Origin of the sequence: Gardnerella washingtoni (assembly GCF_049262705.1) — a bacterium.
Lineage (GTDB): Bacteria > Actinomycetota > Actinomycetes > Actinomycetales > Bifidobacteriaceae > Bifidobacterium > Bifidobacterium vaginale_D.
Genome location: NZ_CP058398.1, coordinates 580,979 through 602,482 on the forward strand (window position 1 = coordinate 580,979; position 21,504 = coordinate 602,482).

The window sequence follows — 21,504 nt, forward strand, 5'->3', positions numbered from 1 at the left end:
CTCATGATATGTCAATTATGGCGTAAAACGCGAATTTTTTGTTGGCAATTTAATAAAAATATTATTCGTGTGGTAGCAGTATTAATAAGTTCATGCTGCATGATGTCTCTGTGCGCGTGCACCTCAAACAATACTCAGCAAAATAATAAGTCTGGTCTTCACAATGTGTCGTTTATGCTGTCGTGGATACCAGATACTAACCATATTGGAGTGTATGTAGCAAAACATATGGGCTGGTTTAAACAAGCTGGTTTACATGTAAATATTTTGGCTGTGTCTCAAACTGGTGCAGAACATGCTGTTGATTCAGGAGCTGCTGATTTTGCATTGAGTAACACTACTAATCTTGCAGATTTCAGCACTAAAGGTGCGAAATTAAAAGAAGTTCTGCAAGTTCAGCAAAAGCCGAGTGCAATTTGGTGTGCACTTGCTAAAAACACTGCAATTCATTCTCCTAAAGATTTCGATAACAGGACTTTCGCAACGTTTGGTTCTGCAGAAGGTGATGCAGTGATTCGACGAATGATTCAGCATGATGGTGGTAAAGGTAAGTTTGATAAAGTAACTGTTGGAACTTCTACATTCCGTACGCTTGAATCAGGTAAAGCTGATTTTGGTGGTTTTTATGGCACGTGGGAAGGGGTGCAAGCTGAAATGTTTGGCCCGAAGTTGCGTTGCTTTAAAGAAGCTGATTACGGTGTTCCAGGTCAGCAAGATACTATTGGTATTATTACTCACGCGAATACAGTTAAGCGCAATCCGAAGCTTGTTCGCGCTTTCGTGCAGGCAGTAAAACGCGGGTATGAGTATGCGTACAATCATCCAGATGAAGCAGCAAACATTTTGGTAAAAGAAGCACCAGAAGCTAATCTTGATGTAAAATTCGTAAAGCGAAGCATGAAGATGATTGTAGATGGACAATATTGGGGCAATCGTGCAGACATAAAAAGCGGCAAGTTTGTATTCGGCACGAATGATGTGAAAGGTGCTCAAGCATACTTTGATTTCCTAAGTAAGGAAGGCGCTTATACTGACGCGAAAGGTAAAGTGACGTATAAAACTCCTCAAGCTAAGGAATTAACTACTGACGAATTTTTGAAATAAGTAACATAATGACTTGAGTCTTGCTAGAATAGACTGAAGTGTGTAAGGGCGTATCGGGTAGTTGTAAATTTACGTCAACTACAATCGATGCGCCCATTTTGCTGTTTGTTACATATTTGAATGGGGAGTGGTGTGCCATGGCATCGGATTTTTGGCTTATTGCTGGTTTGGGGAATCCCGGTACGAAATATGAGGGTACTCGCCACAACATGGGCTTTATGGTTGCGGACGTTTTGGCGGAACGTTGGTCAGTATCTTTTTCAGACCACAAGGGCTTAGCAAAACTTGGCAAAGGTATGATGAATCTTGATGGTCGCATAGCTAAGTTTTTCCTTGCGAAACCGCTAACTTTTATGAATGATTCTGGTGCTGCTGTTGCTTCAATAAGCTCTTATTATCAAATTGAGCCGGAGCATATTGTGATTATTCATGACGATATGGATTTAGATTTTGGTCGTATTAAGGTAAAAGCTGGTGGTTCTGCAGGTGGTCATAATGGTATTAAATCTATTGACCGTTCACTTGGAACGCCGCAATATGCTCGTGTTCGTATGGGTGTGGGTCATGCTCAGCGTGGTGCTCATGCGCATGATAATACAGTAAATTGGGTGCTTGGTGGTTTTGCTGGATCACAAAAATCGGAACTTCCTAACTTTTTAGCTGACGGTGCTGATGCTGCAGAAAGTGTGATTTTCCGCGGACTAGCAGCAACGCAGGAGCATTTTAATGGTCGCTAATAATAAAGCAAAACAATTGTCTCAACAACATGCAGAAAGTGGTGAAATATCAGTAATAAGTTTGCAAGATATTTTACTAGATTTGTGTAGTGAAGATACAACATTTAGTGCATTATCAAAAAATAATATTGCTGCAATAAATAGCTCACAAGAGTCCATAGAAAGAGGTGAGTTTACTATTGCTGCACCTCTTGGCATACGATCGGCTCTTGCTGCTTCGCTTGCTGAGAATATGCCTGTGGTTGTTATTGTTCCTTCGAGCAGAGATGCTGCAGATTTTACTGAATCGCTTCGTGACTGGTATAAGGGGAATCCACAAGATATTGCGCAATTAGAAGCATGGGAAACATTACCTCATGAGCGACTTTCACCGCGTGCGGATACGGTTGCAAGTAGAATCGCTGTATTTCGTAGGCTTTGCCATCCTGAAGTTGGCAGCGCAATGTTTGGTCCAATTCGCGTGCTAGTGCTTCCGGTTCGTTCTCTTATTCAGCCTGTGGTTGCTGGTCTTGGTGACGTTGAGCCATTGGTATTTGAGTGTGGTAAAGAGTTGCCGCTTGAAGATGGTGTGAAACGTTTAGTTGAGAATGCTTATACGCGTGTGGATTTGGTAATGGAACGTGGTGAGTTTGCGGTTCGCGGCGGCATTATTGACGTTTTTTCACCGACTATGACACATCCTGTGCGTATTGAATTTTTTGGCGATGAAATTGACAGTATGAAACAGTTTCATGCTTCAGATCAGCGTACTTACGGGAATAATATCGAAAGCATGTGGGCAACTCCTTGTAGAGAACTTCAGCTCACAGCGCAAATTTGTGAGCGAGCGCGTTCGCTTGTTGGCACTATTCCTAATGCTGACGATATGTTGGAATCAATTGCCAACTCTATACCGGTGGAGGGTATGGAATCGTTGTTGCCTGCATTAGTGGATCATATGGAGTCAGTGCAAAGTATGCTTCCTCAGCATGCTGTTATTATGCTGTCCGACCCTGAAAAATGTCGCAGAGCTGCAGAAGATGTAACTGCTACAGCTAACGAATTTTTGGCAGCCAGCTGGCATGTGGCGGCTTCTGGTCATGGTGCTGGAGCTCCCATTACTTTCGATCAAGCAAATTTTTTAGATTTCGATGAAACTATTTCTTCACTCGAATTTTCTGATCATGATGTATGGAAATTAACGTCATTTGGTGTGGATGAGCAGCTCGCTGGAAATATTGCTTTGCCGGTTTGTGAGCCTCAAGAGTTTCGTGGCGATGAATCAAAAGTTTCTAGCGGCATTGCTTCACTTGTTGATAGTGGTTTTGCAGTAACTATTACTGCTGCAGCATCCGGTACACTTGCTCGGTTAAGACGAGCTATATATGCGACGGGTGTGCATGAATTTACTACATTGCAATCAAGTATTTCTGATGGTTTTATTGATAACGATGCTAAGATTGCTATACTTACTGAGCGTGATTTAACTGGCAAATCTTCTGCTGCAGCACAGCTAAAAACGCCAAAACGTAGACGTAAAGCAATCGACTTAATCGAATTAAAACCTGGCGATTTTGTAGTACATGAGCAGCATGGTATTGGTCGTTTTATTGGTATGAAACAGCGTAATATTGCGGTAACAGGTGGAACTGCAACTCGTGAATATTTAGTAATTGAATATGCTCCTAGTAAACGTAATGCTCCAACAGATAAATTATTTATTCCAACAGATCAACTTGATTTAGTTAGCAAATATATTGGTGCTGAAATACCAAAGCTTAATAAGCTTGGCGGCTCAGATTGGGCTCAAACTAAAGCGAAAGCTAAGAAGCATGTTCACGAAATTGCAGAAAATCTTATTAAACTTTACTCTGCACGCCAGCAGTCTCGCGGTTTTGCGTTTAGTAAAGATACTCCTTGGCAACAAGAGTTGGAGGATGCATTTCCTTATCAAGAAACTGCTGATCAGCTTACAACTATTGACGAAGTAAAAGCAGACATGGAAAAGCCAATCCCAATGGATCGTCTCATTTGTGGTGACGTTGGTTTTGGTAAAACAGAGATTGCGCTGCGTGCAGCTTTTAAAGCTGTGCAGGATTCTAAGCAGGTTGTTGTTTTAGTTCCAACAACCTTGCTTGTTCAACAACATTATGAGACTTTTACCAACCGTTTTGAAGGCTTTCCGGTAAAAGTTGCGGCAATGAGTAGATTCCAAACAGCGAAAGAAATTGAAGATACTCTAGCTGGATTACAAGACGGAAGTGTGGATGTTGTTATTGGAACCCATAAGCTTTTGAACCCGAATATTAAATTTAAAGATTTGGGATTAGTTATTATTGACGAAGAGCAGCGTTTTGGAGTTGAGCATAAGGAAACGCTCAAAGCTTTGCGCACAAACGTCGACGTGTTAAGTCTTTCGGCAACGCCAATTCCAAGAACGCTTGAAATGGCTGTAACTGGTATTCGTGAAATGTCTACTTTGGCAACACCTCCAGAGGATCGTCTCCCTGTGTTGACTTATGTTGGAGCTTATGAAGATACACAAGTTGCTGCTTGTATAAAGCGTGAGCTTCTTCGCGGTGGACAGGTATTTTATGTTCATAATCGAGTAGAAGATATTAGTTCTGTTGCCACCAAGATTCATGAGCTTGTGCCGGATGCGCGCGTTGCTATTGCGCATGGAAAAATGGGCGAAAAGCAGCTTGACGCTGTCATTCGCGATTTTTGGCATCGAGATATCGACGTTCTTGTGTGTACCACAATTATTGAAACTGGTCTTGATATTTCTAACGCGAATACACTTATTGTTGATCATGCTGATCGATTTGGTTTAAGCCAGTTGCATCAGCTTCGCGGTAGAGTTGGGCGCGGTCGAGAGCGTGCTTACGCTTATTTCTTGTATGATCCGACTAAACCAATGACTCAGCAGTCTCACGACAGGCTTGCAACTATTGCTCAACATACGGCTTTAGGTTCAGGTTTTGATGTTGCTATGAAAGATTTGGAACTGCGAGGAACTGGAAATCTTCTTGGCGATGAGCAAAGTGGACATATTGAAGGCGTCGGTTTCGATCTTTACGTGCGAATGGTTTCAGAAGCTGTTGAGCAGTATAAAGAGCCGGAGCGCGTGGAGGCTGTAGCAGTAACTATTGATTTACCTATTGAAGCTTCGCTTCCAGTTGATTATATTGCTTCGGACAAGCTTCGTTTGGAAGCGTACCGCAAGCTTGCTTCGGCGAGTAATGATAATGATTTGAAGGAACTTCACGACGAGTTGTTGGATCGTTTTGGTGAGCCGCCTGAAGCGTTTGGCGCGCTGTGTGATGTTGCTCGCTTGCGTTTTAAGGCTCGAGAGCTTGGTATTACGCAAATCAGCTCTCAAGGAAAGACTGTTCGAGTGATTGGCGTTAATCCAAAGGAATCCGTGTTAATGCGTTTAAATCGTATTTATCGTGGAATGCAATATCGCCCGCTGACGCATATGCTTATTATTCCCGCTCCTTTTGAATCTTCTCTTGGGTCTAGCGCAATGAGCGAGCATGAAATACTTTCCTGGGTGCGTCAACTTCTCGATGATATCGCTTGGTAAATTTGCTTATATTCATATTTAAATAAAGGCGACCGCTATCTTGCAGTCGCCTTTATAAATATGGTTTCATAATTACTTATTGCAATGCAGCTCTAAGTTCATCTTCTATCTCACTATGATTTACTGGACGATTTTGAGCGTCAAGATGTTCGCGATTAATATGCCATTCTTTATGAATTTCTCCATTTTTTATCATAAGAATGCGATTAGAAAGTCGTACAGCTTCCGCAATATCATGCGTAACCATAAGAGTACTCCAACCATATTGAGCTTGAAGTTTGTTCAGCAGATCTTGCATATCAAAACGCGTAAGAGCATCCAAAGCTCCGAAAGGTTCGTCCAGTAACAATAATTGAGGATTCCTCACTAATGCTCTAGCTAAAGAGACTCTTTGCTGCTGACCGCCTGAAAGTTGAGATGGCCACTTGTTATCAAAACCTTCAAGCTGTATTTGGCAAAGCGCTCGATGAGCAATATCCTCAAGCTCTTGTTTACTTCCTTCCATGCCAAAAACAACGTTTTGGCTTACGGAAAGCCAAGGTATTAATCTCGCATCCTGGAAACCAATAGCCTGACGACTGGTGGCATGAACGCTACCTTCGCTAGGAGTAAGCAATCCCGAAATTATTTTCAAAAGCGTTGTTTTTCCACAGCCAGATCTACCAATAAGCGAAACAAACTCACCTTGCTTGATACTCATCGTAACGTTTTTTAACACAAAAGTAGAATTATCTGCAGCATTGTTTCCTGCATCGTTACTTACAGTGCTATTTTTAGTGTTACGAAAAGAGATGCCAAGATGCTCTATGTTAACGCAATAAGCGTCATTTTTCGCACTAGAAGTATCCGATTCTCTAGAAGATTCTTGAGAATCTGCGGAAAGCTCTTTAGAAACTTTCGCAGTATCGTTTTCCGTAGTGTGCTTTTGAAACATGTTCTTGAAACCAGTCATATTCTTGTAGATAATTGATGCTTATTTGCTGCAATCCATTACAGAATCATCCAAATTCTTTGGAGCCTGCTTAATTAAACCGTACTTAACGTATTCTTTAGCTTGAACTTTCATCATTTCCAAGCCTTTAGCGTCGATTGGGCGAATCGTTGGATTGTCAAACTTTTCAATCTGCTTAATAATCGTGTCAGACGCGCCAAGCTGCTTATAAGCGTTGCCAATAACATTCTTTTCCTTGTGAGACTTCTTTGCTTCGCGTACAAGAGCCTTATACATTTTCTTCACAAGCTCAGGATGCTTCTTAGCGAAGCTCTTGGAAACGATGTGAATAGTAACGTTCATATTGCCATATTTCTTAGCGTTTACCAGCAACTTAGATCCAGGAGTAGTCATAGCTGCTGCAAGATTCTGATCGAACGAAGAAATTGCGTCAATCTGACCAGAAGAGAAAGCAGCCTGGAAGTTGCGAGGATTCATCTCAACTTTTTGAACTTTAGAAACATCTAAACCGCTCTTATCAAAAGCACGATGAAGCATGTAGTCACCAGTGTCACCATTGTGAATAATAGCAACTTTCTTTCCATACAAGTCTTTTAAGGTTTTTACGCCACTTTTTGCAGAGGCTACAATTCCTTGAGAATCACCATTATAGTATTCGAGAGCAAAGGCAACCCAAGGCTGTCCTTCGGCAATAAGATCAATAAAACGACCGGTTCCTGTAGTTGTTGCATCTGCGCTACCGCTCATTACTGCAGTAAGACCATCAACAGGAGTGTAAGGACCAGTGTAAGTAACTTTAGACTTTCCAAACTCTTCCTGCAAGAACTTTTCGTTCTTCAATGTCGTTAAATAGTTTGCTGTAGAAAGATAAGCAACACGCATAGTACCAGTATCTTCCTTAGCAGAAGAAGCGCTACTTGCGGATTTTTGGGCACTACCGCAGGATGCAAGCGCAACTGTTGCGCAAAGAGCACATAATGCAGCAATAGTGCGTTTGCTTATACTATTCATTTTGAAATTAACCATAATTGGCTCCTTTGTTTTTTGTGTTTTTATTATTTATTTTTTTGTTATTTGGTAATTGATCAAATCTTTATTTATAAAATTAGTGAAGTATTAGGGGAATTTTGTATGTCTTACACAAAATTCATTTAGTAGAAGGCTTATATTGCGTATATTTAGGCTTTTCTGCGTTCCGGCATAAGCAAGTATTCAAATATATTTGCCGTAATCTCAGAACCAAGACCAGCAATTGCGTACATGATTATGCAAGCCATCATCTGGTCTGGCCTAAAGAATTGTTGCGCTCTTGAAAGAATATAGCCGATTCCAATAGAAGAATTAACTGTTTCGCAAGTTACTAAAGCGACCCATGCTACGGAAATAGAAAAACGTAAGCCAGTCATAAAATTAGCAAGCGTACCGCGCATAAAAATAGTGGTAAAAACAGTCGATTTTTTAATGTGATAGGCCTTAGCTAGTTCAATAAGACGCGGATCGATATTGCGAACGCCATCGCGAATATTGACATACATAGGGCCAAAAACGCCTATTGCAATAAGCATAATTTTCATAAGCTCATCAACACCAAGAAAAATAATGAGAAGAGGAGCTAGGGCAGGGAATGGTATTGAACGTATCATGTGGCTAGGTTTGTTGATGATTGTTTCACCTATTGCGCTTCCTCCAGAAAGAATTCCGGCAGGAAGTGCAAACGCAATACCCAAAAGAAGACCTGCAACGACCCTAAAAATGCTTATTGCAAGAGACGGCCACAGTATTCCCTCATTGTGTAAATCTACGAAAGCTTTTATAACTTCGAATGGGGAAGGCAAAGCGCGGTTTTCTACAGGGCCGAGTGTAATAATAAACCAGCAAAAAACTATAACTATTGTAGAAAGCCAAGCGTTAAAAGATTTAGATAATTGGGAGGCTTTTTTCTGCATGACTTTACTGTTTGCACTGCATGCAGTTTTGTGCTTATGAAAACGAATATTCATTCGACATTCCCTTCGATAGTACTAGCTATATCAGGTTCGACGGGTATGTTCTCAGCAATATTCGCTAATTTATATGAACGAGCAGTGCACCCCGTGTCAGTTTGTTATTATGTCTTATAGGCATGGACAAACATGCAAACTCGCGACACTGTGAACGTTCACGGCATAATTGATAGTTAATATAATGTAACGTCCATAAAACGCACTAATCTTGGAAGAGTCATCACAACCCATAGGTATAAAGGAGTAGTTGTGGCAGCTATTGAAAGCGTATACGCACGCGAAATTTTGGATTCTCGTGGAAATCCTACTGTTCAGGTTTATTTGGAGACCGAAGATGGCGCTCAGGGCATTGGTTTAGTACCTTCTGGTGCTTCAACTGGTGAAGCTGAAGCTTGGGAGCGTCGCGATGGCGACAAGTCCCGTTATCAGGGCAAGGGCACGTTGGAAGCTGTTAAGGCTGTCAACGAGGTAATCGCACCTAAGGTCATCGGCATGGATGCCACTGATCAGCGCGCTCTTGACGAAACAATGATTGAGCTTGATGGCACACCAAACAAGGGCAAGCTTGGTGCTAACGCAATTCTTGGCGTTTCCCTCGCTGCTCTCTACGCTGCTGCTGAGTCTGCTCAGCTTCCTTTGTATCGCTACATTGGCGGTACTAATGGTCACATTCTTCCAGTTCCAAACATGAACATCATGAATGGTGGTGCTCACGCTGACTTTGCAACCGATATTCAGGAGTACATGATTTCTCCTTACGGTTTTGCAACTTACAGCGATGCTTTGCGCGCTGGCGTTGAGGTTTACCACACTTTGAAGAATGTTTTGAAGAAGGAAGGCTTGGCTACTGGTCTTGGTGACGAAGGTGGCTTCGCTCCAAAGATGAAGTCTAACGAGGATTCTTTGAAGTACATCATGGATGCAATCGCAGCCGCAGGTTACGAGCCAGGCAAGCAAATTGGTATTTCTCTTGACGTTGCTTCTTCCGAGTTCTACAACAAGGAAACCGGCAAGTATCGTTTCGATGGTGAAGAGCGCGAATCTGCTTACATGCTCGATTACTACGAGAAGCTCATCAACGAGTATCCAATCGTTTCCATTGAAGATCCATTCCAGGAAGAAGGCTGGGATGATTGGGCAGAAATCACCAAGCGTCTCGGTGATCGTTTGCAGTTTGTTGGCGATGATTTGCTCGTCACCAATCCAAAGCGTTTGGCTAAGGGCATTGAGCTTGGCGCAGCTAACTCCTTGCTCGTGAAGTTGAACCAGATCGGTTCCGTCACCGAAACCCTCGACGCTATTGAACTTGCAACCAAGAATGGCTTCACTTCCATGGTTTCTCACCGTTCTGGCGAAACCCCAGATACCACCATTTCTGATCTTGCTGTTGCTAAGAACACCGGCCAGATTAAGACTGGTGCTCCTGCTCGTGGTGAGCGTATTGCTAAGTACAACCGCTTGCTTGAGATTGAGGAAGAGCTTGGTTCTACCGCTCAGTATGCTGGTTACAGCGCATTCAAGGCTTGCAAGAAGTACATGAAGTAACTTTTTAGTTTTAAGTAACTTAGTGACTTCTTAAGTCTTTGAGTTTTAACGGTCAGTCGTGTTTACGGCTGGCCGTTTTCTATTAATAAATGATGAAAAATTTAAAAAATGAAAAATTTTTTTGATTTGACTTTTATTCTTATCCCAATAGTGCTAATTTTATGAAAAACTCAAAAAAAGAAGGAGATATTTCATTATGAGAAAAGTAGCAGTTATCGGTATGGGTAATGTTGGTGCAGCTGTTGCTCACCAGCTTGTTGTTGGTGGTTACGCCGACGAGTTATACCTGTATGACAAAAATGAAGCCAAGGTTAAGGCTGATGCATTGGATTTTGAAGATTCAATGGATAATGTGCCTTTTAATGTAAATATCACAGTTAATGATTACGACGCTTTAAAAGATGTTGAAGTAATCGTAAGCGCTTTGGGTAATATTAAGCTTTTAGACGTTCCAAATCCTGATCGTTTCGCAGAGCTCAATCACAATCGTGTTCAAGTTGCAGAAGTTGGTGCAAAAATTAAGGCTTCAGGTTTTCACGGTGTGCTGATTGATATTACAAACCCTTGTGATGCTATTTGCCAGCTTTACAAGGAAGCTACTGGACTTCCTTACGAAAAAATTATTGGCACTGGTACTTTACTTGATTCAGCCCGTTTGCATCGCGCTGTTGGAAAGTTCTTTGGTGTGCATCCAAAGGCAGTTAAGGGTTACAGCTTGGGTGAACATGGTGATTCACAGTTTGTGGCATGGTCCACGGTTAAGGTTCTTGAACAACCGATTATTGAGCTTGCAAAAGAAAAAAATATTGATTTGGATGCTGTTGATGAAGAAACTCGTCAAGGTGGCTTTACTGTATTCTATGGAAAGAAGTACACCAACTACGGTATTGCTGCTGCTGCAGTTCGTCTAGTTCATGCTGTTCTTTCTGATTCAAAGGAGCAGATGCCTGTTTCTAACTATCGTGAAGAATATCATTCTTATCTTTCGTACCCAGCAATTGTTGGTCGTGAAGGTATTGTAAAGCAGTGCCAACTTGATTTAACTGAGGAAGAGTTACAAAAGCTACAGCACTCTGCAGATACTATTTTAAGTAAAGCTCAAGCAAAATAGATAAATCAAAAAATAAAATAACTAAAAATAGTACTTTTGAATCTAAAATATTTTTACAGATTTTAGACAAAAGCGTATTGAAAAATGTCGTTGTAGGTTTAATTGCTCCTCAAGAGTGTTGAATTTACAGCGACATTTTTGTTATAAAAATTTTTGATATTAGCTTATTTATTATTTGAATTTATAAAGTTGGCTAGTCATAATTGTTTAGGATATATACTTTTAACTATAAATGGCATTATTTTTTGGGGGAAATATGATTTCTAGTGCATACATAAGTGTTGGAAGCAATATAGGTGATAGATTACTTAATTTGCGCCAAGCTGTTTCGCTATTGAAACAAAATTCGCATATAAGCAATATTATCGTTTCTTCAGTGTATGAAACTGAACCAGTTGGTGATGTAGTGCAAGACAGTTTTTATAACATTGCTTTACGCTTAGACACTGATTTAACAGCTTTTGAATTGCTTGATTTTATTCATGATATTGAACAGCGTCTTCACAGAAAGCGCATAGTTCGTTGGGGTCCTCGAACAATCGATTTAGATATTATTGATTTTGGTGGTCAAACTATAAAAAGTGAAAATCTTACAATTCCGCACAAAGAAAGAGATAATCGCAGATTTGTATTGGTTCCTTTGCTTGAAATAAGCGCAGACGATGCAAATTATCATGAACTTATACAAAATAAGCTTAATAAAACTAGCGACACTAATTGGATTAATATTATTGAAAGTAGCGAAGTTTTTAATTAGTTTGGAATATAAATTTAGTTTTTTTTAAATATGAGGTTTTAGAAAGAAAGAATACAAATGCGAATTATTGAAAGCAATTTGGAGAATGCGTCTTCTAAAAGTATTGCAGATATAGCGTTACTGCAGGATCTTTGTGTAAATCAAAAAATTTTATGCACGTGGGAAAATATTAGCGAAAACGATTTAAGCAAAGTAGCTGATTTTCTCGATCATTTTGATACAGCTATCAAAGTTTCCAAGTCTTCTATTGACTTCATTTTGCCGCTTATTGCTCTTAAACCTTTTATGCAAGAGTGCGAAAAAGCATGGTACGAAGATCAAGAATTACTTGCAAGTTTGCGCTCGCTATTAAAGCAAAAAGCAATTGTGTGGAATGCAGGGCGATTCTGCTTTGATACACTTGACAAGCCTATAGTTTACGCGATTCTGAATATTACTCCTGACTCATTCTATGATGGTGGCAAGTACCAAAGTGAGGACGAAGTAAATAGCCATATTAAAGAAATAGTTGAAGCTGGTGCTGATGTTATAGAAGTAGGCGGTCAAACTACAAAACCTGGCGGTTATTTAGAAATTACTCCAGAAGAGGAAATAAGTCGCGTTATATCTGCTATTAAGTATATTCACAAAAATTATCCTCAAATTGCTGTAGCAGTAGATACTTACAAGTTACCTGTAATGGAAGCTGCAATTGAAGCTGGCGTAGATATTATAAATGATGTTCGTGCGTTTGATTCTCCAGAAAAAGTAAAGCTTATGGCAGATTCTAACGTTGGATTAGTAACAATGCATAGCAATAGAGATACAGAATATGACAATTTAACAAAGGTTATGTGTCAATTCTTTAGTGATAATTTAAAAATGCTTGTTGATGGAGGAGTTGACTTAAATAGGATTATTCTTGATCAAGGAATTGGCTATGCAAAGGTTGCTGATGGTGAACAAGATTATGCAATGATGCGCAATATTAATCAATTGCATCGTTTTGGTAGACCAATATTGGTTGCGATTTCTAGAAAAGGCTTTGGTAAGAAGCTTTTTAATTTAGATAAAGAAGATCGTTTGCCAGTTACTTTAGTTGCAGAAACAGCGATGTTTATGGCTGGTGGACGCGTAATACGTGCTCATGATATTGCAGAAACAAAGCAATTAGTAGAAATGATTGATGTTATTAATAGAAATTACTGGTTTAAGTAGAAAAATTTGAATAATTTTTTGCAGTTTTGTTCGTCAGTTTTTTTTTAATTTTAATAACGAATAAATGTGAGTTACTGTAAATGTAGCGTGACTGTAAATGTGGCACAACAGCATTTTGCATCTAAAAGCGCGTAAGATACTAGCGGAATGCATGATGTTTTCACGTCGAATACATCAAGTAATTTAGAGAGTATGGTTATGAAAAAACGTCGTGCAATAGCAGCAGAGGAAGATGCAGGATCACCATTGCGGCAGCGTCGACTGCTTTCAGGACCGCTCGTGTTCATACTTATGGTTTGTGTAGTTACTGTCGGTTCGATTGAATGTATTTCGACAGTGCGTAGCTATGCCATAAGTTTAGCTGAACTTCATGCTCTTCAACGCGAAGAAAGTACGTTGCGTGATCAAAAACGCGCGCTGAATAATAATATTGACCGTTGGAAAGATAAGGCATATGTTACTGCACAAGCTCGTGACCGTCTTGGCTTTATTTTTCCAGGGGAACAGGCGGTTAGGGTAGAACATCCAGAAGCAGTAACGGGTACTGTTCCGAATGAGTTTGCTCAAGATAATAATGAAATCAAAGATCGACCAGCTTTACCGTGGTATAGTGACCTGCTATACGCTTTGCATAAAGCGGATAAGCCTGATAATATGCCAACGCTGTAACAGGCTGACATTCAACATACGTGCCATTTGTAATATTGCAATAACAGAAATACAGCATGAGGAGTACAACATATGGTGAACATTCAAGAAAGTTCAATTGGTATGCAAAATAGTGACAATAATCAATATGTTCCAGAAGATGCTGTACAACATTTACTTACTATGCCAGCAAGTGATGCTGAGCGTGCCATTGTTGAGAAGCAACTTGGCAGGTATCCACGGGGAATGGTAGCAGTCGGAGCTCGTTGCGTGTGTGGAAGGCCACTTGCAGTTATTACTAGACCTTGTTTGGAAGATGGCACACCGTTCCCAACTACCTGCTATTTAACAAGTCCTGAAGCTGTAAAAGCAGTGTCGCATGTAGAGGCAGCTGGGTTGATGCGAGAATTTAACGAATTATTGCAGATGAACGAAGCTGTAAAAAGGCAATATGAGCAAGCACATAAATATTATTTGGCATTTCGTCATGCATTGGCTGTTGCGCTGGGGGATAGTGAAGATCATATTAGTGAGATGAGCGCCGGCGGTATGCCTGTGCGCGTGAAGTGTTTGCATGCTTTAATTGCACAAACTCTAGTAATGGGTAAGGGTGTGAATCCTATTGGGGACATGGTGTTGGATCGTATTCAAGATGAGTTTGATCCAAATGTATGCCGTTGCACTACACCGTGGAGCGATGATGCAGATGCTGAAGAAACGGAAGTTGTTGTGGAAGAGAAAAATGCTAGCAAAAGTGTAGATTGTACAGAGAAAAATATAGATTGTGCAGAAAAAAATATAGATTGTGCAGAAAAATCTGTTACTGTAGCTGCAATTGATTGTGGTACAAATTCTATTCGTCTAAAAATTGCGCAAGTTTCAGAGCATGGAATGAAAGATATTGTGCCGCGAATGCTTCGCGTAGTGCGATTGGGGCAAGGAATTGACAAAACACACCGTTTTGCAGACGATGCTTTAGAACGTGTACGAGCTGCAGCTCGCGAATTTGCGCAAGTATTGAAAGAACATCCTGTTGATGCAATTCGTTTTGTGGCGACTTCTGCAACGCGTGATGCTGAAAATCGTGAAATTTTTGAGCAGATGATGGTTGATGAGCTAGGTGTCCGACCGGAAGTTATTAGTGGTACGGAAGAAGCAGCACTGAGTTTTCTCGGAGCAACAAGTGTAGTTTCTCGAGACCGGTTGCAGCCGCCGTATCTTGTAGTTGATTTGGGGGGTGGCTCTACTGAGCTTGTGCTCGGTGGTGACGGAGATGATTTGCCAGTCCATAAGGTTGCTGCAGCGTATTCAATGAATGTTGGTTCTGTGCGCATGACTGAGCGCCATTTGCATACGGATCCTCCTACAGAAGAAGAAATTCAAGCAGCAATTGAGGATGTTGACAAGCATATTGACGAGGCCTTCAAGGTTGTTCCTGCAGGGCGTGTTCGTACCATTATTGGTGTCTCTGGGACTGTAACTACTATGGCAGCGTTAACAATGGGCTTGAAACATTATGATCATACGGCTGTTGACGGTGTAAAAATTGGTTTAGAGCAAGCTTACGCAGTTAATAACCGATTTTTGCGCATGGCTCGTAGTGTTCGACGTACATATGCGACGATTCACCCAGGACGTGTGGATGTTGTTGGTGGCGGAGCAGTGGTGTGGAGCCGCGTGTTGGAAAGATTAGCAAAAGCTGCGTACGAGGATCATGGAGGGGTGCTGGATACTTTTGTAGCTAGTGAGCATGGCTTGCTTGATGGCATAACGCTTGATTTAGGAAGAAAGTTACTTGCCGCACGCTGAGTGCGCGTGTTTGCAGTTTCTGACGGTTGATGAGTGCGCGTGTTTGCAGTTTCTGACGGTTGATGAGTGCGCGTGTTTGCAGTTTCTGACGGTTGATGAGTGCGCGTGTTTGCAGTTTCTGACGGTTGATGAGTGCGCGTGTTTGCAGTTTCTGACGGTTGATGAGTGCGCGTGTTTGCAGTTTCTGACGGTTGATGAGTGCGCGTGTTTGCAGTTTCTGACGGTTGATGAGTGCGCGTGTTTGCAGTTTCTGACGGTTGATGAGTGCGCGTGTTTGCAGTTTCTGACGGATACTGAGAATATGTGTTTGCGATTTCGCCACACGCTGAGCTTGTTCTTTACAGTGATGTATGGCATAATGGTTGATTGCGCCTCCGTGGCGGAATTGGCATACGCATCAGACTTAAAATCTGACGCCCTTACGGGCTTGTGGGTCCGAGTCCCACCGGAGGCACAAACGAAACGCTGCACAGCTGTTTGCTGTGTGGCGTTTTTCTGACTCTGGCTTTATTGCTTTAATATTCTGGGTTAATATACAATGATTTTGGTAGGACTTTTCGCGCGTGCGTGCGGAAGCATTTTGGAGAGCTGAGCTTGATTAAGTTGAAAGTACGTTGTGCTTTCAATGCAAGCGAGGACTGATTTCGTTTAATTAATGATGTCAGCAAAATCAATATAGTTCCCGCATATGCGGGGGTGATCCTTTTATGTTTCGTGTTCTATCGTTTTTCCCGCATATGCGGGGGTAATATGACTGAGTTTCAAATTGCATTATGTATTTGAAGCTCAGTCAATTTAATAAATAAAAATATGCAACATAATCTTCCTTAAATCTTTTATTGAGAGTATATTTGCCATTATTTAATAATCATTGTGGATTAAGAGGATGGTAGGTATGAGTTGTAATCACATTGTTAATACTGCATTATGGGGTAAAAAGAGAGAAGTTAATGGTGTAATGCAATGGCTTCCTCTTGCTCAACATCTCGAAGATACTGGGAATGTTATTGGTCAATTATGGGATCATTGGCTTAGCGAGGGGCAGCGAAAATTGATTGAATCCTCATTAAGTGAACGAGTTGATGCAAAAAAATTGTCTCAATTTTTAGGATGCATACATGATATTGGTAAGGCTACTCCCGTTTTTCAATTTCGCAAATCGTATTCAAATTCAGAAGATTTAGACATTGCCCTAAGAAATAAGTTAGCTATTGTTGGTTTTACAAATATTGATTATTTTATTGATAAGCCAGAAGGTTGGTATAATAGTCATCACACTATAACTGGTCAATTTATTCTTTCTAATGCTGGAGTTCCTGAAGGGATTTGTGCAATCGTTGGAGCTCATCATGGTAAACCTTTAGATAATGATTCTGTTTGTAAAAGTAATAAGTCTGAATATCCTGACAATTACTATCAAAGTGAAACTGAGAGTGAAAATAGTAAATTATGGAAAAAGTTGCAGAATGATATTTTGGTTTGGGCTTTAGAAAGAAATGATTTTTCTAATGTAGATGATCTTCCAGAAATAAGTGAGCCAGCACAAGTTCTGTTGTGTGGACTAGTAATTATGGCTGATTGGATTGCTAGTAATGAACAGTATTTCCCGCTTATTTCAATAGAGAAAGATTCGATTGAAAATCATGAAGAAAGATATAAAAAAGGTTGGGAAAAGTGGTTACAACATGGTTCTAAAGACGTATGGGAATCATTAAATTGCTATAGCAATGTTTCAGAACTATACAAACATCGCTTTGATTTCTTGCCGAATAGTATTCAGACAGCGTTGTATGATCTCATTGCTCATTGCAAAGAGCCTGGAATTTTTATTCTTGAATCTGCAATGGGCTCAGGAAAAACAGAAGCTTCTTTGATTGCTGCTGAGCAATTAGCAAATCTAACCGGAAGAAGCGGAGTATTCTTTGGACTTCCTACTCAAGCCACTTCTAATGGAATGTTTAGTCGTGTAGAGGATTGGCTTAAAAGTGTGAATTGTGATTTTCAGGGTGAAATAGGTTTACGTTTAGTCCATGGTAAAGCTGAGCTGAATGCAGACTATGCGCATTTGCCGCATGGAATGCAAAATATGAATGATGGTTGTGAAAGTACTTCTAGTAATAATGATGTAAATAATAATGGAGTAATACTTAATGATTGGTTTACTGGAAGAAAAACTGCAATGTTGGATGACTTTGTGGTTGGTACAGTAGATCAATTTTTGTTAGCTTCGTTAAAACAAAAACATCTTATGCTTCGTCATTTGGGTTTAAGTAAAAAAGTTGTGATTATTGACGAAGTGCACGCTTATGACGCTTATATGAATAAGTATCTTGAAGAATCTCTTATTTGGATGGCGGCATACGGTGTTCCTGTTGTGTTACTTTCTGCTACTTTACCTGCCAAGCGTAGAGAAGAACTTATAAAATCTTATATGTTGCGCGGGTTGGGCTTTAAATGGAGTGAATGCGATAAGTCTAATGTTGATTTTGAAACAAATAATTATCCTTTAATTACGTACAGTGATAAAAACTGTGTAAAGCAAAAATTTATTGAAAATGATGCTAGTGATAATAAATCTGTTTCTGTGAGAAAAATAACAGATGATAACTTACATAAATCACTTGTTAATGAGCTTAAATCTTTGCTGAATAATGGTGGTATTGCTGGAATTATAGTAAACACCGTTAAAAGAGCTCAAGAAATTTATAATGCGTGCATTGATGAATTTAGTGATGACGAAGTTATAGTTATTCATTCGCAATTTATTGCTACAGATAGAGTTAGAAAAGAACAACAGATTTGCAATATGATTGGCAAGAATGCTCATAGACCTGCTCGTGCAATAATTATTGGTACGCAAGTATTAGAACAGTCACTTGATATTGATTTTGATGTTTTGTTTACTGATCTTGCTCCTATAGATTTATTACTTCAACGTGCTGGCAGATTACACAGGCATGCGATAGAACGCCAGGATTCTTTTAAAAAGCCAGTTTTATATGTGTTGGGAACCAGTGATAGTTACAAATTTGAGAAAGCTTCTGAGTCTATTTACAGTAAATATTTACTTATGAGAACTCAATACTATTTGCCGGATGTTATAAACATGCCTCAAGATATTTCTCGATTAGTGCAAATAGTTTATGGTGATAATCCTTTAGAGTTACAAGAAGATTTGAAAGATGCGTATGCTGCTGCAAAAAGAGAGCATGATTCAGACAGAAATAATAATGAAAATAAAGCTAGAACATATCGTATTAAGAATCCTATATTAAAAATCGGTAAAAAATCTATTGTCGGCTTGTTGAATAGTTCAATTACAAATGAATCTGATGAATTTGCATGTGCTCAAGTTCGTAATAGCGGCGAATCTATAGAAGTTATTGCTGTGAAAAAAGTTGGAAACGGTTATGGCACTTTCCATGATTGTGAAGATATTTCGCAAAATATTGATGATGTAAAAGTTTCAATGATACTTGCTCAAGAAACAGTGAAATTGCCATGGATATTTACATTGAACAGTAATTGCATTGAAGAAACGATTGACGAGCTAGAAAGAATACGCAAACAGGAGCTGTTTTCTCGCTGGGATAATCAGCCTTGGTTGCGAGGTTCTTTAGTGCTTTTGTTTGATGAAAATAATAGTTGTAAATTATCGAAATATAAAGTTGTATATTCTGAAAAAAGTGGTATTGTATGTATTAAGAGTTCGGAAGAAGACAGAAAGGAATTAAAAGGTGAGCAGATTTAATTTACTAGATGAGCCTTGGATTTCCGTCATCGTAGACGAAAAAGGCCACGATAAACTCGTATCAATGACTGATGTTTTTAAGCATTCATCAGAGTATAAAGCTCTTGCTGGTGATATGAAAACGCAGGATTTTGCAGTGCTTCGTGTTTTGCTAGCTGTGCTTCATACTGTTTTTTCTCGATATGATATTCAAGGAAATTCTCGCGAATTTGATTCAGATGAAGATAATGAAGAAGATTTCAATGAAGATAGTATGGATATTTGGCGCGAAGTTTGGGACTCAAAACAGTTTCCGGATGCAGTTTTAAAATATTTAGAACAGTGGCATGATTGTTTCTATCTTTTTGATGACAAGTACCCATTCTTCCAAGTGGTTAAATCTGATATTGATAAGGAAAAGATTGGTGGTAAATCTCCTAGTGAAATGTCGGGTAAGAATATCAATCGCTTGATTTCTGAAAGTAACAATAAAATAGCTGTATTTTCTCCTAAAGATAATGTTGATAATAACAAATCGTCACTTACTGAATCACAATTAGCTAGATGGATTATTACCTTACAGTCATATGCTGGATTGGCAGATAAGACCATATTTGGTACGGAAAAATATAAAGCTTGTAAAGGTTGGCTTTTTGATCTTGGTGGTATTGAGATAGTAGGAGCTAATTTATTTGAGACTCTTATGCTCAATTGTGTGCTTGTTAGTGAAGTGCAATCTCCTGAGAAGAGACAAAAACCGTGTTGGGAATATTCAGGAGCAGAAAATATTGAAAATTCGTTTTCTGATACATTTATTGACAATGTTTCCCAGCTTTACACTAGATGGAGTAGAGCAATATATATAAATCCTGATATTAGTATTGACAAGCCAATATCGGTTTCTATAGTGAAACTTCCTGATATTAATCATAAAAATACTTTTATTGAGCCAATGACAGTGTGGCAATATAACAAGGAAGGGGAAAACAAGGACTCATACACTCCAAGGAAACATAGACTAGAAGAATCCATGTGGAGATCGTTTGGGCTTCTTACGTCGCAAGAATTATATGATGGAAGCGTAAAAAATCATAAACCAGGAATTATGGAATGGTTAAACAAAATTAGTAAAGACATTGCAGGCTCTTTTATTTCATTACAAGCTGTAAGTATGAAAGATGATGGCAATGCTACGTCTTGGGTTCCAGCTGATGAAATATGTGATTGTTTGTATATTGACGAGGTTGTAGTAACAGATAATGCTGACGAAGGATGGGTATACAGAATTAATAGAGAAGTTGAGTATACGAAATCCGCTATTGGATTTATTTATAGGCAATTTCTTTTAGATGTTTGCGAAATACGCAATAAAAACAAGGACGATGCAAATCAATATGCTGCTGAGCATACCAACCATGTTTATTTCTTAGTTGATCAACCCTTTAGAGAATGGTTAGCAAATATTAAACCAAAAGATTCAATGAATGAACGTTGTACACAATGGAGAAATACGTTGCATAACATACTCATAAATGAGGCAGAAGACATGCTCAGAAGGGCAACATTACGTGATTTTACAGGTCTGCATAAAGTTGATGAAAAAAGTGAGAAAGAAACTACGAAAAATATAATTATTGCTTACAACATTTTTGTTAGTCGATTAAAAAAATTATCAGAAAAGTAGAAAACATAAGAAAGGAGACTATTATGGCTGAAAATCAAAGTGTGCTTATTGAAATATCAGGAGCTGTTACGAAAATTATTAAGCAATTTTTCGATGGTTCAGATATTGCGTCGAGACGAGCTATGCTTGCTCAATTGCGTCACACAATTGGTAAGCCATTAAGTCAATCTGTAGAAATATGGCCATGGATATTAAGTAATGTGCCTGAAAACTTTATCAATAAATATGGTGAAGTAAGCTATCAATTACAAGCAGTCATAAACACTTTACAAATATATTCATTATATGAGCAGGGTGGTGTAGAAAAATTAGGCGATAAAAATTCGAATGAATCTGAAGAGTCTGAAAGTAAAAAGTCCTACAGCAATATGGGAACAACTTTAAGAGGATTAAGATCTGATGAAGGCGTACGTGGAGCTATGGATAGGCGCTTTAGCGTTATGATTACTGCAAGCGATTATGAGAGTTTTTACTACTATCTACGTCAATTAGTTCGACTACTAAAAGGTAGAACCAAGGATAATAGACAGGCGATTAATTATATTCAATTAGCTCGCGATTTGTATTTACTTCAGTTTGAAGATTCAGAAAAAGTAAGACTTTCCTGGGCGCAAGAATATTATCGCTTCAGCAAGTAGCAATACTTTTTAATACCATAA

16 protein-coding genes, 1 tRNA gene and 1 riboswitch are annotated in these 21,504 nt (G+C 39.4%); of the genes, 13 read left to right on the forward strand and 4 right to left on the reverse strand.

From position 1 onward, the window contains the following. Positions 1-99: 99 nt before the first annotated feature. From HXT28_RS02175 to mfd, 3 genes are all read left to right on the forward strand, one after another. Positions 100-1,104, forward strand: a complete 1,005-nt coding sequence (locus tag HXT28_RS02175; protein ID WP_230469603.1) for an ABC transporter substrate-binding protein — start codon at positions 100-102, stop codon at positions 1,102-1,104. 137 nt (positions 1,105-1,241) lie between these two features. Then, positions 1,242-1,841 carry an aminoacyl-tRNA hydrolase gene (gene pth / locus HXT28_RS02180; protein ID WP_016637226.1) on the forward strand — a complete coding sequence of 200 codons (600 nt, stop codon included), beginning with the start codon at positions 1,242-1,244 and terminating at the stop codon, positions 1,839-1,841. Continuing rightward, positions 1,831-5,409: a transcription-repair coupling factor gene (mfd, locus tag HXT28_RS02185; protein ID WP_016637227.1), complete on the forward strand. Its 3,579-nt coding sequence runs from the start codon at positions 1,831-1,833 to the stop codon at positions 5,407-5,409. The genes pth and mfd overlap by 11 nt, the downstream gene beginning before the upstream one ends. A 76-nt stretch (positions 5,410-5,485) precedes the next feature. Here mfd and HXT28_RS02190 read toward each other — a convergent pair whose 3' ends face one another. The 3 genes from HXT28_RS02190 to HXT28_RS02200 all read right to left on the reverse strand — a co-directional run bounded on the left by HXT28_RS02190 (position 5,486) and on the right by HXT28_RS02200 (position 8,307). Then, a complete protein-coding gene (locus HXT28_RS02190; RefSeq protein WP_016637228.1) occupies positions 5,486-6,361 on the reverse strand; it encodes an ABC transporter ATP-binding protein in 876 nt (291 codons plus the stop codon). Positions 6,362-6,382: 21 nt separating this feature from the next. Then, a complete protein-coding gene (locus HXT28_RS02195; protein WP_016637229.1) occupies positions 6,383-7,387 on the reverse strand; it encodes an ABC transporter substrate-binding protein in 1,005 nt (334 codons plus the stop codon). Positions 7,388-7,539: 152 nt separating this feature from the next. After that, positions 7,540-8,307 carry an ABC transporter permease gene (locus HXT28_RS02200; RefSeq protein WP_064347600.1) on the reverse strand — a complete coding sequence of 256 codons (768 nt, stop codon included), beginning with the start codon at positions 8,305-8,307 and terminating at the stop codon, positions 7,540-7,542. A 43-nt stretch (positions 8,308-8,350) separates the two neighbouring features. Further along, a riboswitch (TPP riboswitch) is annotated at positions 8,351-8,465 on the reverse strand. Positions 8,466-8,613: 148 nt separating this feature from the next. Here HXT28_RS02200 and eno point away from each other — a divergent pair. The 6 genes from eno (at position 8,614) to HXT28_RS02230 (ending at position 15,431) form a co-directional block, all read left to right on the forward strand. Further along, complete coding sequence (gene eno / locus HXT28_RS02205) at positions 8,614-9,909, forward strand: phosphopyruvate hydratase (protein WP_004111411.1); 1,296 nt, start codon at positions 8,614-8,616, stop codon at positions 9,907-9,909. Between the two features lie 196 nt (positions 9,910-10,105). After that, positions 10,106-11,020 (forward strand): L-lactate dehydrogenase, encoded by a 915-nt coding sequence (locus tag HXT28_RS02210; protein WP_016637231.1) that lies wholly within the window; start codon positions 10,106-10,108, stop codon positions 11,018-11,020. 256 nt (positions 11,021-11,276) lie between these two features. Beyond that, on the forward strand, positions 11,277-11,777 hold the full coding sequence (gene folK, locus HXT28_RS02215; RefSeq protein WP_422113602.1) for a 2-amino-4-hydroxy-6-hydroxymethyldihydropteridine diphosphokinase: 501 nt from the start codon (positions 11,277-11,279) through the stop codon (positions 11,775-11,777). Between the two features lie 57 nt (positions 11,778-11,834). Next, positions 11,835-12,974: a dihydropteroate synthase gene (folP, locus tag HXT28_RS02220; RefSeq protein WP_422113603.1), complete on the forward strand. Its 1,140-nt coding sequence runs from the start codon at positions 11,835-11,837 to the stop codon at positions 12,972-12,974. A 192-nt stretch (positions 12,975-13,166) separates the two neighbouring features. After that, on the forward strand, positions 13,167-13,643 hold the full coding sequence (locus HXT28_RS02225; RefSeq protein ID WP_016637235.1) for an FtsB family cell division protein: 477 nt from the start codon (positions 13,167-13,169) through the stop codon (positions 13,641-13,643). A 102-nt stretch (positions 13,644-13,745) separates the two neighbouring features. After that, the gene (locus HXT28_RS02230) at positions 13,746-15,431 is read left to right on the forward strand and encodes a DUF501 domain-containing protein (protein ID WP_422113691.1); all 1,686 of its coding nucleotides are present in this window, start codon (positions 13,746-13,748) and stop codon (positions 15,429-15,431) included. Here HXT28_RS02230 and HXT28_RS02235 read toward each other — a convergent pair. Next, the gene (locus HXT28_RS02235) at positions 15,364-15,753 is read right to left on the reverse strand and encodes a hypothetical protein (protein WP_422113604.1); all 390 of its coding nucleotides are present in this window, start codon (positions 15,751-15,753) and stop codon (positions 15,364-15,366) included. The two genes, HXT28_RS02230 and HXT28_RS02235, sit on opposite strands and share 68 nt — an antisense overlap. A gap of 48 nt (positions 15,754-15,801) precedes the next feature. On the opposite strand from HXT28_RS02235, the gene HXT28_RS02240 reads away from it, so the two are divergent. The 4 genes from HXT28_RS02240 to casB all read left to right on the forward strand — a co-directional run bounded on the left by HXT28_RS02240 (position 15,802) and on the right by casB (position 21,483). After that, positions 15,802-15,885 (forward strand) — tRNA-Leu (locus HXT28_RS02240). 441 nt (positions 15,886-16,326) lie between these two features. Continuing rightward, a complete protein-coding gene (gene cas3 / locus HXT28_RS02245) occupies positions 16,327-19,182 on the forward strand; it encodes a CRISPR-associated helicase Cas3' (protein ID WP_422113692.1) in 2,856 nt (951 codons plus the stop codon). Continuing rightward, positions 19,169-20,845, forward strand: a complete 1,677-nt coding sequence (gene casA / locus HXT28_RS02250) for a type I-E CRISPR-associated protein Cse1/CasA (protein ID WP_422113605.1) — start codon at positions 19,169-19,171, stop codon at positions 20,843-20,845. Before cas3 ends, casA begins: the two co-directional genes overlap by 14 nt. A 23-nt stretch (positions 20,846-20,868) precedes the next feature. Further along, positions 20,869-21,483 (forward strand): type I-E CRISPR-associated protein Cse2/CasB, encoded by a 615-nt coding sequence (gene casB / locus HXT28_RS02255; RefSeq protein ID WP_422113606.1) that lies wholly within the window; start codon positions 20,869-20,871, stop codon positions 21,481-21,483. Positions 21,484-21,504: the final 21 nt, after the last annotated feature.

Coding starts and splice junctions, on each gene's coding strand:
- casB (WP_422113606.1), top strand. CDS start 20,869: ATGGCTGAAAATCAAAGTGTGCTTATTGAAATATCAGGAGCTGTTACG.
- HXT28_RS02190 (WP_016637228.1), bottom strand. CDS start 6,361: ATGACTGGTTTCAAGAACATGTTTCAAAAGCACACTACGGAAAACGAT.
- mfd (WP_016637227.1), top strand. CDS start 1,831: ATGGTCGCTAATAATAAAGCAAAACAATTGTCTCAACAACATGCAGAA.
- HXT28_RS02195 (WP_016637229.1), bottom strand. CDS start 7,387: ATGGTTAATTTCAAAATGAATAGTATAAGCAAACGCACTATTGCTGCA.
- HXT28_RS02200 (WP_064347600.1), bottom strand. CDS start 8,307: ATGCAGAAAAAAGCCTCCCAATTATCTAAATCTTTTAACGCTTGGCTT.
- HXT28_RS02210 (WP_016637231.1), top strand. CDS start 10,106: ATGAGAAAAGTAGCAGTTATCGGTATGGGTAATGTTGGTGCAGCTGTT.
- cas3 (WP_422113692.1), top strand. CDS start 16,327: ATGAGTTGTAATCACATTGTTAATACTGCATTATGGGGTAAAAAGAGA.
- HXT28_RS02225 (WP_016637235.1), top strand. CDS start 13,167: ATGGTTATGAAAAAACGTCGTGCAATAGCAGCAGAGGAAGATGCAGGA.
- HXT28_RS02230 (WP_422113691.1), top strand. CDS start 13,746: ATGCAAAATAGTGACAATAATCAATATGTTCCAGAAGATGCTGTACAA.
- folK (WP_422113602.1), top strand. CDS start 11,277: ATGATTTCTAGTGCATACATAAGTGTTGGAAGCAATATAGGTGATAGA.
- HXT28_RS02175 (WP_230469603.1), top strand. CDS start 100: ATGATGTCTCTGTGCGCGTGCACCTCAAACAATACTCAGCAAAATAAT.
- pth (WP_016637226.1), top strand. CDS start 1,242: ATGGCATCGGATTTTTGGCTTATTGCTGGTTTGGGGAATCCCGGTACG.
- folP (WP_422113603.1), top strand. CDS start 11,835: ATGCGAATTATTGAAAGCAATTTGGAGAATGCGTCTTCTAAAAGTATT.